This window comes from Rodentibacter caecimuris (assembly GCF_001019715.1).
GTDB classification, from domain to species: Bacteria; Pseudomonadota; Gammaproteobacteria; order Enterobacterales; family Pasteurellaceae; genus Rodentibacter; species Rodentibacter caecimuris.
Window position 1 is genome coordinate 2271674 of the sequence record NZ_BBXJ01000001.1, and the last position, 13496, is coordinate 2285169.

Below are 13496 nucleotides of genomic sequence, written 5' to 3' on the forward strand. Positions count from 1 at the left end.
TGTACAACTCAATGAACAAATACAATTTAGCATTATTAAAAGTACATGGCACGGCAGTGCTTTTTGGTGCGTCCGGCATTTTTGGGGCATTAACCACAAGCGAGGCGGACACGCTCGTACTCGGACGGGTTTTAATTGCCTCCGCTATTTTAATTTTATATTTCCTTTACCAAAAACAACCGCTTGCCAAAATAACGAAAGGGCAATTTGGGCAACTAATGCTCTCCGGAGTGTTACTGGCTATCCACTGGGTTACGTTCTTTGTCGCCGTAAAAGTAGGCGGCGTAGCATTAGCCACGCTGGGTTTTGCCAGTTTTCCCGCTTTTGTCGCCCTATTTGAGTCTGTTTTTTTCAAAGAAAAATTATACGCCAAAGATATTATCTTACTGATAGCCATCACCATCGGTTTAATTTTGGTAACACCGGATTTCAATTTCAGCAGTGAAAATACCCAAGGGTTACTCTGGGGCATTTTATCTGCGGTTGCTTATGGCATACTTGCCGTGGTAAACCGTAAAAGCATGAGTAAACTTTCAGGTCTGCAAGCCAGTTTTTGGCAATATTTAGCGGCGGCAATTTTCTTACTGCCTTTCTCCGGCGACAAATTATTCGCTGTGTCGGCAATAGACTGGTTTTGGATCTTCTGTATCGGTTTTTTATGCACCAGTGTGGCTTATACTCTGTTTATTTCCAGCCTTGACACCATCAACGCCCGTACTGCCTCAATGATTATCTCGCTTGAACCTGTTTACAGCATTGCATTGGCATGGTGGTTGTTTGGCGAAACGCCTAGCGTAAAAATGCTGATCGGCGGTTCAATTATCCTGCTTGCGGTTGCGTGGTCAAATTTGAAAAAGTAAAAAAGAAACCACACGCGATACATAAACGAGAGATTTATCCCACATTATTTGCAATAACATAATACGATGGTTTCCACCCTACCCACTTAAATCGGAACAAGTATGAACGAACAACTTCTTCAAACGCTTTCAACCCTAATCACCGAACAACGTAATCCCCGTTCGATGAATATCGATCAGCTTTCTGCCCTAGAAATCGTCACCCTCATGAACCAAGAGGATCGTCAAATCCCCCTTGCTATTGAACGGGTATTACCCCAAATTGCCCAAGCGGTAGAAGTCATTGTAAAGGCATTTCAGCAAGGGGGGAGATTGATATATATAGGCGCCGGCACAAGCGGACGTTTAGGCGTTCTCGATGCCTCTGAATGTCCGCCTACTTTTGGTGTAAGCGGTGAAATGGTGAAAGGGATTATTGCAGGCGGAGAGCTTGCTATTCGCCATCCTGTAGAAGGCGCTGAAGATAGCCAAACTGCGGCAATCGACGATTTACGCACAATCAAATTTTCAGCTAACGATGTTTTGGTCGGCATTGCCGCCAGTGGGCGTACGCCTTATGTTTTAGGCGCATTACATTATGCCAAACAACAATGTGCCGTAACCATCTCTATCGCCAGCAACCCGCATTCGGCAATGGCTCAAATCGCCGATATTGCCATTGATACCGTTGTCGGTGCAGAAATCTTAACAGGCTCCAGCCGTTTAAAATCAGGTACGGCACAAAAATTAGTACTAAATATGCTGACGACGGCATCAATGATTTTGCTCGGTAAGTGCTATGAAAATTTAATGGTGGATGTACAAGTCAGCAATGAAAAACTTAAAGCACGCGCTATTCGCATTGTTATGCTGGCGACCGATTGTGATGAAACTACCGCAGAAAAAAATCTTATTCTTGCCGAACAAAACGCAAAATTGGCTATTATGATGATTTTAAGCGGCTTGGATAAAAATACTTCCCAAGCATTATTAGAGAAAGAAAAAGGGCATTTGCGGAAAGCGTTGACAAAATAAAGGGAAAAGTGCGGTTAAATTTGACCGCATTTTTACTGATAGGATAAAATCTGTCCCGCTATTTATCATATTGATTTTTAAATAGCATAATCAATTCTATATAGGAACAAAATTGGAACATACTATGAAAAAACTTTTTACTTTTATTGCCGTTGCCATCACTGCCATTTCTACTTTTGCTTCATCAACAGACGCCATTAATCTTCGTGATGAAATGATTATTATGGCGCAACGTTTAAATTTTGCTAATCGTGCCGACTCCGTTGAAGAATTTCAAAACAGCATGACAAAATTTATTGATGCAGCAGAAAAATCCAAAGCGACCCTGCCGCCGAAATGGAACGGCGATACCTCACAATTTTCAGGCTACCAACAAGGTTTACAAAAAGTCATTGATATTGCCACGCAAGCATCGGAATTAGCGAAACAGAATAAATTAAATGAAGCGAAAGAAAAGCTCAACGAGCTACCGGAACTCAGAAAAATGTATCATAAATTATATAAATAGCTTTACGCTATTTTATGTAATTTTTTTGTCTAAAAATCCCCGCTTATCTCTCTTGAAATCAACCCTATAATGGTGTTAAATCTACACCTCTTATAGGGTTATTCATTTAGTCATTTTTAGAAGGGTTTTATGTGTCAATTACTTGGCATGAACTGTAACACGCCAACAGATATCGTGTTTTCTTTTGAAGGTTTTCGTCGTCGTGCAGGCTTAACAGGATGTCATTCCGACGGTTTCGGTATCGCTTTTTTTGAAGGGCGAGGAGTACGGATTTTTCGAGATAATCGTCCCGCCTCCCATTCCCCAATCGCCGATTGTGTAAAACAATATCAAATAAAATCACTCAATGTGATTGCACACATTCGTAAAGCCACACAGGGCGAGATAAATATTGAAAATACCCATCCTTTTATTCGCGAAATTTGGGGGGAAAATTGGGTGTTTGCCCATAATGGTAATTTAAAAGATCTACCGGATATGTCCGAGAGTTTCTGCCAACCGATAGGTTCAACCGATTCTGAAGCCGCGTTTTGTTACATGGCTGAATATTTAAAAAATCGCTTTCGTAAAAAACCGACGGATATGCAAATTTTTGAGGCGATTCAAGATATTACCAAAAAACTGGCAACACACGGCACATTCAATTTTATCCTCTCTAACGGTGAATGGATGCTCGCCCACTGCGCAACCAATTTGCATTACCTCACGCGAAAAGCACCTTTCGGTAAAGCCTGTCGTATTGATGATGATGGTGTTATTGATTTTAACGATTATGCCAAAGCCGGTGATAAAGTCACTATTATCACCACCTTCCCGCTCACAAAGGATGAATCTTGGACAAAAATGGAAAACGGCGGTTTCGTCTTGTTCAAAGATGGGGATAAAGTGGCAGAAATTATCGGCGTAGAGAAAGAAGCGGTAGATGACGGCACACTATGATTCCGTTGGATTTACACCAATAGGTTTCATTCATCAACAAACAAAAGTGCGGTTAAAATTAACCGCACTTTTTTATTATTCTCGAAAAAATTAACGCATTGTAACAAATTCTTCCGAACCGGTCGGATGAATCGCCACCGTATTATCAAAATCTGCTTTTGTTGCACCCATTTTGATTGCGACCGCAAAACCTTGAATCATTTCATCCACACCATAGCCGATTCCGTGCAAGCCAACTATTTTTTCATCTTTGCCCACGCAGACTAATTTCATTCGACAAGGTTGGCGATGCTGAGTAACCGCAGTGTACATCGCCGTAAAGGAAGATTTATATACTTTTACATTTCCTTCGCCATATTGTTCAATGGCTTGCGGTTCGGTTAAGCCAATCGTGCCAATCGGCGGATGACTAAATACCACGGTCGGCACAAGATTATAATCCAAGTGCTCGTTAGGTTTGTTATTGAATAAACGCTCGGATAAACGGCGACCTGCCGCCACCGCCACCGGCGTTAATTCAATGCCGCCCTCAATGATATCGCCTACCGCATAAATGCCTTTCACATTGGTATTTTGATATTTATCGACTTTAACATAACCACGTTCGTTCGTTTCTACACCGGCATGCTCTAAACCGATTTTATCCGTTGCCGGTTCACGACCTGCCGCCCAAATAACACAATCTACCGTTAGGCTCCGTTCATGATCAAATTTTACCGTGAGAGAATCATCTGCATTTTTAATGATTTCCTGAACCGTTGTATGTTTATGCAACGCGATACCATCCTGTTCCAACACCTCAAGTAAGGTTTCTACAATTAACGGATCTTGATTACGCATTGGGGCATGACGACGTACCACCAAATGAGTTTCCGAGCCAAGACTATTCAATACTCCGGCAATCTCCACGGCAATATAGCCAGCCCCAATAATTGCCACGCGTTTCGGTAATGCCTTTAATGCAAAGAAACCGTCCGAATCAATACCATATTCTTGCCCTTTTACCGAATGAGGGCGGAACGGTCTGCCCCCTGTCGCAATTAAGATATGATCTGCCGTTACACGCTCGGTTGAACCATCTGCAAAAGTTATTTCAATGGTATGCGCATCAACAAACTTACCGAATCCGTTAATCACATCAACGTTATTTTTAGCTAACACGTTATTGTAAGAAGTGTGAATACGACTGATATAGGCTTGGCGGCTTTCAATAAGTTTCTCGAAATCAAATTTTTTCACATTCACATCAAAACCATAATCCGGTGCATAGTGGTTAATGGCTTCTGCGATCTGTGCGCCATAAAACATCACTTTCTTCGGCACGCAGCCTACATTTACACAGGTTCCGCCTAAATATTTTGCTTCAATAATCGCACATTTTTTACCATAGCTCGCCGCACGATTAATTGAAGCAATACCGCCACTGCCGCCACCAATAGCAATATAGTCATAATGTTTAGTCATCGTTTCATCCTTTTTCCGAATATAAAAATTTGCTACATTCTGCCGAAATTTCGTAAATAAAGCTATAAATTAGTATAATTGGGAATGTCTATATCAAAATAAGAGTGCGGTCATTTTTTATCGTATTTTGACACTTCCATGTTATTATGTAGTAGTTGCACAAAGGTCTAATAACTTGGAAACGCTACAATCTCCATTGAATTAACTATTTAGTAGAAAATTTTATTATGTATGTCGAAACCTACCTTATTTCGAAAATATTAGAGCTGTTTAAGGAAGTTCTATCGTTTTCGTAAACTATATAATCAAGGAATAATTGAATAAAAAGAAAAATCTGCATTACAAGATTAAGAAAAGGGGAATATCTGATACATCGAAGCGGCATTTAAAACGGCCCGAGTAGGAATGATAGGCAGAAGATAAACTAGAGATGACAAGTTATAACAACAGTGAGTGCTTTCCATTTAGAATATGAACATCAAATTCAATCTAAACAAAATAAAGAAAACACTCATATTTTATTCTAATAACACTCTTAAAGACTGCTTTAATCAATTTATCTGTAGAAGATCAAATTATGATTGTTTATCTTGTTTTAATAGAGAAACCATCTCTTTAAGAAGTTGGATCTCATTATCCTTCTGCTCTAATAGCTGTTGATTGTACGATAACGATAACTTTAGCCTCTCATTCTCAATCATTAAAGCTTCATTATCACCGTAATAATTCGTACTCAAATATGAATTTTCGTTTATCTGAAAACAAATATTCTTACCATCAGACTGCATCAGCTCTACTACATCGATATCAAACACATGGGCGATTTGTTCAAGCTTATACAAATAGATTTTACTCTCTCCACGCTCAATTTTCGCATAACCATTTAGCGACATATTCAGTTTTTCCGCCATTTGCTCTTGAGACCATCCCCTTGCTTCTCGGATTTTCCGAATCTTTTCGTTTACACTCATTTTCTTTATTTGCGTTGAAGAAATACCCACTGACAGTGTAGGCAATAGCTATTGTAGTGGCTACATTATGTCAATCCTGTTTTGTATTATATTTGTTATTGGTGCCAAAATCAAAAGGAGTGCCTGATGAAAAACACATTTTATTGACACTTTTAGGAGTAATACCTTCAACGGGTGTATTTTCTTGCACCAATGATTTTTATTCTCACTGCATTTGTGAGTTTAGCTTAAGACTGACAAAGCAAGTAACAGCATGAAAAAATGTGTGGTAGCTTATCTAAGGAAGTCGTGAACAGATATGGTGTTCCCAAGTTTCTTGAGAGTCTTTAGTGAGAGTCTTTAGTGAGAGCCTCTAAAAATCAACCGAATTACTATACAATGGAAAGTTGAGTGAAAAATATCATTAACTTTAAGTCAGTATCAGATGCTGCCTTTACGACAACACCCAAAGTCGGAATTCCTTACGATAATACGCCACAACGTGAGAAAGTCACATATAAATTACTTTCCAAAGTAAAGAAAAATTACAATATTAAATTAAAATAGGTGAACATTTATGAATAAAATTTTCCGAGTCATTTGGAATCACGCTACGCAATCTTGGGTAGCAGTGTCTGAATTAAGCAAGGCTAAGGGAAAATCAAAATCCTCTTCCGGAAAAAAAATTTCCCTTTTAGCTATTTCTTTGACAACAGCAGGTGCAACGTTATTAGGGAGTACGGCTCAGGCTGCGATATCTGGTGATGCTGTGATATGGGGGTCTAACTCAGCAGGCACAAAAGCACCGGAAATCGTGGTGCAAACCGATCCATTTGGTAACCCGATGGGGGAATATTCAATAGGGATTGCACCAGGGCAAGTAAAGTTCATTGGTGAGGGTAAGGATAAAGAGGTTAATGTAACTAATGCAACTAAGCCGCTCTATATTTACGATAGTAAAACCGGTGCATTATTAGACTATGTCCCTATAGGAGGATCGTTATCAAAAAGCTATAACACAGAGGTAACCAGACTTGAGTATAGTGGCGAGTGGGTTGCGAGACCAACTGGGCGTTATAGTATCTCGATAGGTCAAAGTTCAGAAGCTGGCTCAATGCAATCTGTTGCATTAGGGCGTTTCTCAAAAGTTGATAATGCAAGTTTAGAAGGTTATGTTATTGGTTCTCAATCTAATGTGACGAAATCAGAGCAAGGTGTTCAGGTCGGTTCGCGTAGTAATGTAAATGCGAGTGCTCGTGGTATTTTGGTGGGGAATCGCGGTAATGTAACTAACAGTGATTATGCAAGTGCCATAGGATCTTATGGTGTAAATGTAACAAATAGTGGTTATAGTTCAAGTGTTGGTACAAATACGATTACTAATCAGAGTTATGGTGCAATAAATGTTGGTCCTCATGGGAAAGTTGATAATTCTCAACTTGCTACTAATGTAGGTCCTTGGTCTGAAATAAATCGCTCAGAACAGGCGATTGCAGTGGGACGTAATGCCAAAGCTTTAGATAGTGTTGCTTCTACGGTCGTTGGTACATATGCAAAAGCAAATGTTAGTAACAATTCTGTTGCAGTGGGACGTAATGCTAATGTAGATAATAGCGAATTCGGTGTCACAGTTGGTCCATATACGAATATTTTAGGTTCACAACAGGCAACAGCTTTAGGACGTAATGCTAAGGTAGATAGCAGTCGATCCGGTGTGGCTTTAGGTACATTTGCTGTAGTTAATGGCTCCGTTTCAGCGACAGCGGTTGGACCTGGTGCAAACGTTCTAAATAGTGAAGGTGGATTTTCTGGTGGTCGTAATTCGAAAGTAGAAAACAGTAAAGACGGAACCGCTCTTGGTGTGGGAGCTACTATATCAGGAGCAGCAAATGCTACAGCTCTAGGGGCTCGTGCAAATGCTACCTTGGCTGACTCTGTAGCACTTGGTGCTGATGCAATAACGTCCGCAGCGACACCAACAAATAGTGCCAGTGTAAATGGGATAAATTACAGTGGCTTTGCAGGTGTGAATAATGATACTAACTATGTCGTCTCTGTGGGTAAGAATGGGGGAGAACGACAAGTTCAAAATGTTGCTGCGGGTCGTATTACTGAAAATTCAACTGATGCTATTAACGGTAGCCAGTTATATCACGTTTTGGCAACAGGGAGCTGGACGATAGGTGATCAAACAGATCACTCGGGCAATGGTGTAAATAATGTTCGCTTTGGGGATCGTGTTGATTTTATAGGTAGTGGTGCAACCACAGTTAATGTGAGCAAGACAGCTGATAATAAAACGTTAGTAAATATTTCAAGCCCGGTTTATACAGCCGGTAATAATATTAACCTTACGACTAACAGCGATGGTTCAATTACAATTAGTTCATTGGATTCAAATACATTATCTAACTTAACCAGCCATTTACCGGATACAAGTAAAGTAGCTAACCCAAGTAGTGACAATAAAAATGAACAAACTGCACCAACTGATATTACTAACAAAGGTAACGAAGCAGCAACAGTAAAAGATGTTTTAAACGCAGGCTGGAACCTACAAGGTAATGGTGAAGCGAAAGACTTCGTTGCAGCGTATGATACAGTGAATTTTGCTAACGGTACGGCGACAGATGTTGTGATTGGTACAGATGGTAAAACGTCGAATATCACGTTTAACGTGAAATACGATAACGCAACCATCGTATTAGATGAGAACGGTAACTTAAAAGCGAATCTAAGCAATGTCATTAACGGCGATAACACAACGACAGAAGCCAACAACGGCACAGTAAGTGTGAAAACCGGTGATGTCACAGCAAACACCACCACAGGTAAAGCTGAGTCCAATACTGCTAACGGTACAATTGCGAAAGTAGAAGATGTTGCTGGCGCAATCAATGGCAGCGGTTGGAAAACTACCCCAACAAAAGTATTTGATAAAGACGGAAATGAAGTTAACAACCCTACAGACCAACTCATCAATCCGGGTGACCAAGTAAACTACGTAAACGGTAATGGTACGAAAGCGAATGTAACTGTGATGCAAGGTCAAGATGGCAAAGATACGGTAAACGTAAGCTACGACATCAAACCGGCGGATGAGACAATTGCGGTAACACCGGAAGGTGTGAAAGTGAACACCACAACTGGTTCGGTAAATGACAATGGTACGGTGAAAGTTGAGAAACCTAACTTGTTATTAAACGCAAGTGAAGTAGCGAACTTGGTGAACAATGCGTCATTTAACGTGACAACAGTGAAAAATAATGATCAAGTCACAAGCGGCGGGCACAATACTAAACCAGTGAAAGCAGGTGATACAGTTACCTATAAAGCGGGTAAAAACCTAGAGATTAACCAAGATGGTCATAACATCACTTACGGTTTAAGTGAAAACATCACAGTGAACCAAGCAAATGCTACAACGTTGACGGTAGGTAATGTTTCTGACTCTAATGCACCGAAAGTAGATTTCAATTCGGAGAAAGCAACGCCGGCAAATGTGAATCCGAATGCGACTGCGCCTGAAAATGCGTTGAATATCACGACGGCGGGCAAACCGACTCAAATTACCGGTGTGGGGTCAGTATTGAATGTGGGTGATGTACCAACCAATACAGGTGATAAGAAAGATGTAGTATTCAACATTACTCTAGCGGGAACGGAAGGTAACGACAAGTTAGTGGGTCTCACTAACTTACCGGATAATACTCTCAATTCAGCGGCAACAGTACGTGACTTAACCAATTTAGGTTGGGTGGTGAAAGCGTCTGACAACAACTACACCAACACCGTGAAAAATGCAAATGAAGTTGACTTTGTAGGTGGCGATGCGATTACTGTAATCGGTTGGAATGGCGGCGATGTTCGCAAGATTACCGTAACAGCAAAATACGATAACGCAACTATCGTATTAGATGAGAACGGTCGATTAAAAGCGAATGTAAGCAATATCATTAACGGCGATAACACAACTACAGAAGCTAACAACGGCACAGTGAGTGTGAAAACGGGTGATATCAGCGCAAACAGCATCACTGGTAAAGTTGCATCCAATACTACTAACGGTACTATTGCAAAAGTAGAAGATGTTGCAAGTGCAATCAACGATAGCGGTTGGAAAACAAACGCAAAAGATAAAGACGGCCAAGATGTCCCAGATGCATTAGTGAACCCGGGCGATACGCTTAACTATGTTGATGGTAATGGCACAAAAGCAAATGTCACAGTAACTAAAGGTGAAAGAGGTAATCCGGATGTCTTTAATGTGACTTACGATGTGAATACGACCAACGCAGTTGCAAATACCACAACAGGTAAAGCAGAATTACCGGATGCAACGAAAGGTGGTGATACGTTAAATGCAACCACAATCACTAACTTAGTGAATAACGTATTCCACACAGTGAATGCAACGAACAAAGATGAGCAAATTGAAGCGACTAACGGCACAACGACGGTAAAAGCGGGTGATACGCTTGATTTTGTTGCGGGTAAAAACTTAGTGGTTAACCAAACAGGCAAAACGATTGCGTTTGGCTTATCTAGAGATATTGACGTAGGTAATATCACTGTGGGTAACACTACTATTACTAACGGCACGATTAGTGGTTTAAACCCTAATTTACCGAACACGAATAACAATGATGAGTACAAAGTTGGTGATGAGATCACTAAATCACAAACGTTACCGTCAACCTTGAATATTACGAACGCCGCGACAGTAGGCGATATCCTGAATTCAGGTTGGAACTTACAAAATAATGGTCAAGCGCGTGATTTTGTGAAACCGTATGACTCAGTAAACTTTGTGAATGGTACAGCGACTACAGCGCTTGTTGAGACTAACGAAAACGGTACGGTAAGCAACGTGACGTACAATGTGAACGTAGACGACAACACCATTAAAGTGGTTGACGGTAAATTAGTTGCAAATGCCACTAACATTGTTAATCAAGTAACGGGTAACTCAACCGTAACTGACGGTAGAGCAAATGCAACCACTGTAGAAGCGGGTAACCCAGTTGATAACAGTAATAAAATTGCAACCGTAGGTGATATTGTTGATACTATCAATAACGTACACTGGAATGCGGCTGCAGGTAATATAACGGGTACAAATGGTGAGTTCAGCAGTACAGGTTCACAACCAATCAAAGCTGGCGATACAGTGACTTACAACGCAGGTAAAAATATTAAGATTGAACAAAATAACGCAACCTTTAATATTTCGACCACGGATAATGTAACGTTTACTCATACAAACACGACAACATTAACGGTAGGTAATGTCTCTGATTCAAATCACTCAACGAATATCACATCAGGTCCTGACGGCTTAGATGTGAATGGCGATAAGATTACAGGTGTCGCAAATGGTACTATTTCTAAAGATAGTTCTGATGCGGTAAATGGTAGCCAGTTGTATAGACTGGGTGATTCAATTACAAACATCTTCGGCGGTAATACAACATTTAATACAACAACAGGTAAAGTTGAAGGATTTGAGCGTACATTAAATACCACGGGTTTAGCACCTAGTGAGAACTATACAGTACCAGCAGCACCGGCGACCAACATCACGGCAGCGTTTGAGCAATTAAACGATTATGTGAATGCGGGTTGGAAACTAGGTAATGCAAGTGGTGCTGTGGTTGAACGTATTTCACCTGATGAGCAAGTCAACTTTGTAGATTCTAATACGATCACATCAACGGTTGTTGCGAATGACAAAGGTGGCGCGAATATCTCATTTAATGTGAATGCGACCGCAGTAGCGAATAATGCGGCAGGTAATGTGTCTGCGAACAATACAACCGGTAAAGCGGAGTTTGATAACCATAACAATACTAAACCACTTGCAACAGTGGAAGATGTAGCCAATACGGTGAATAACACAGGTTGGTTCATGAATACGACTGCAGGTGAGAAAGCACTAGTAAATCCAGGTGATACGGTTAACTACGTTAATGGCAATGGTACGAAAGCTAATGTAACGGTTACAAAAGGTGAAAATGGTCAACCAGATACCTTCAATGTAACTTATGACATCAAATCGGCGGATAACACAATTGCGGTAACACCGGAAGGTGTGAAAGTGAACACCACAACTGGTTCGGTAAATGACAATGGTACGGTGAAAGTTGCACAACCTGACTTGTTATTAAACGCAAGTGAAGTGGCAAACTTAGTGAACAATGCGTCATTTAACGCAACGATTGGCAGAGATGATACAGACTTTGTCGATCAAGTCGGTAAAGATAACTATAAAGTGAAAGCTGGTGATACTATCACATTCAATGCGGGTAAAAACCTTCGTGTGAAACAAGAGAACGGCACATTCACTTATGCGTTAGATAACAACATTACGGTGAACCACGCAAATGCAACGACATTAACTGTAGGCAATGTATCGAACCCAACAGCACCGAAAGTAGATTTCAATGCAGATAAAGCGACACCTGCAACTAACAATGCAGAACAGCCTGAAAATGCGCTGAATATCACAACAGACGGTAAACCAACGCAAATCACAGGCGTAGGCTCTACACTGAATACGACAAATGTTGTAACTAACCCGGATGGTAATGCATCAACACCGGTTGAAAATAAAACATTAGTTGACTTAACTAATGCAACAACACCGGATTCAGCAGCAACAGTGCGTGACCTACAAAACATGGGGTGGGTTGTTGAAACAAGCGGTAACGGCTACATTGATACGGTGAAAAATGCAAATCATGTGAAATTCAGTGGTGATGGTGCTGTTACAGTAACGGGCTCAACAGATGCTAACGGTACACGCAATATCACGGTGAGAGTTGATGCAACTCAGATGGCAAATAACGCAGCCGGTAATGTGTACGCAAATACGACAACCGGTAAAGCTGAATTTAACAATGCAAACGGTTCGAAACCGCTTGCAACTGTTGAAGATGTTGCAAGTGCAATTAACGGTTCCGGTTGGGAGCTAAACTCCGCCAGTGTTGGTGGTGAAGTTATCGGTGATACAGCACCTACCCGTGTAAATCCTGGTAGCAAGGTAAATATCAATGCAGGTAAAAACGTTGTGATTACACGTTCCGGAAAAGATATTACTATTGCGACATCAACAAAACCTGTATTTGAAAATGTTCAGGTTGGCGGGGACAAAGGTCCAATCATTGGTGGGGATGAAAACGGCGATGTGAAAGTGTCTAAAGCAGACGGTTCACCAACAAAAGTAACAAATGTTGCAGCCGGTACTGCAAGTACTGATGCAGTCAATGTCGGCCAGTTGAAAGGCACTGTAGGCAACATCAACAACCGTATGAATAAGATGAACAAAGATCTCCGTGGTGGTATCGCGGGAGCGAATGCAGCAGCAGGCTTACCACAAGTTTACATTCCGGGTAAATCAATGGTAGCGGCATCCGCAGGTACTTTCAAAGGTCAAAATGCAGTTGCAGTGGGCTACTCCCGTGCAAGTGATAATGGTAAACTTATCTTGAAATTACAAGGTAATGCCAATACCCGTGGCGATCTTGGCGGCTCTGTTGGCGTAGGTTATCAGTGGTAATCACTCCATAATTGACAATATGAAGGCTAACCCAAAAAGTTAGCCTTATTTTTTGAGGCTTTTACAAAGGGAGGAGAACAAGTTTCTTCACTTTTATGTAGCAAACGCACAAAAAACAATCAATTCGATTATTGCTATTACATTACCTCAACTATCAGCTAACACAGATCTATAAATTGAATACCCTCTTTTCCTATCTTTAC

The 13496-nt window shown here is 40.9% G+C and carries 8 protein-coding genes; 6 read left to right on the top strand and 2 right to left on the bottom strand.

What is annotated here, in order from left to right; translation table 11 throughout:
- Positions 1–11: 11 nt before the first annotated feature.
- From PNEUHYL_RS11245 to PNEUHYL_RS11260, 4 genes are all read left to right on the top strand, one after another.
- On the top strand, positions 12–860 hold the full coding sequence (locus PNEUHYL_RS11245) for a DMT family transporter (protein WP_059368395.1): 849 nt from the start codon (positions 12–14) through the stop codon (positions 858–860).
- A 102-nt stretch (positions 861–962) separates the two neighbouring features.
- Positions 963–1874, top strand: a complete 912-nt coding sequence (gene murQ, locus PNEUHYL_RS11250; RefSeq protein WP_059368396.1) for an N-acetylmuramic acid 6-phosphate etherase — start codon at positions 963–965, stop codon at positions 1872–1874.
- 124 nt (positions 1875–1998) lie between these two features.
- On the top strand, positions 1999–2382 hold the full coding sequence (locus PNEUHYL_RS11255; protein WP_059368398.1) for a cytochrome b562: 384 nt from the start codon (positions 1999–2001) through the stop codon (positions 2380–2382).
- A 129-nt stretch (positions 2383–2511) separates the two neighbouring features.
- Complete coding sequence (locus PNEUHYL_RS11260) at positions 2512–3321, top strand: class II glutamine amidotransferase (RefSeq protein ID WP_059368400.1); 810 nt, start codon at positions 2512–2514, stop codon at positions 3319–3321.
- Between the two features lie 90 nt (positions 3322–3411).
- On the opposite strand, the gene gorA is transcribed toward PNEUHYL_RS11260, so the two are convergent.
- Positions 3412–4785 carry a glutathione-disulfide reductase gene (gene gorA / locus PNEUHYL_RS11265; RefSeq protein ID WP_059368402.1) on the bottom strand — a complete coding sequence of 458 codons (1374 nt, stop codon included), beginning with the start codon at positions 4783–4785 and terminating at the stop codon, positions 3412–3414.
- A gap of 575 nt (positions 4786–5360) precedes the next feature.
- A complete protein-coding gene (locus tag PNEUHYL_RS11270) occupies positions 5361–5756 on the bottom strand; it encodes a helix-turn-helix domain-containing protein (RefSeq protein WP_059368407.1) in 396 nt (131 codons plus the stop codon).
- Between the two features lie 390 nt (positions 5757–6146).
- Here PNEUHYL_RS11270 and PNEUHYL_RS13490 point away from each other — a divergent pair, with 390 nt between their 5' ends.
- Both PNEUHYL_RS13490 and PNEUHYL_RS11275 read left to right on the top strand, forming a co-directional pair.
- A complete protein-coding gene (locus tag PNEUHYL_RS13490; protein WP_157888079.1) occupies positions 6147–6302 on the top strand; it encodes a hypothetical protein in 156 nt (51 codons plus the stop codon).
- Positions 6303–6312: 10 nt separating this feature from the next.
- Positions 6313–13293, top strand: a complete 6981-nt coding sequence (locus tag PNEUHYL_RS11275) for a YadA-like family protein (protein WP_059368412.1) — start codon at positions 6313–6315, stop codon at positions 13291–13293.
- Positions 13294–13496 lie beyond the last annotated feature (203 nt).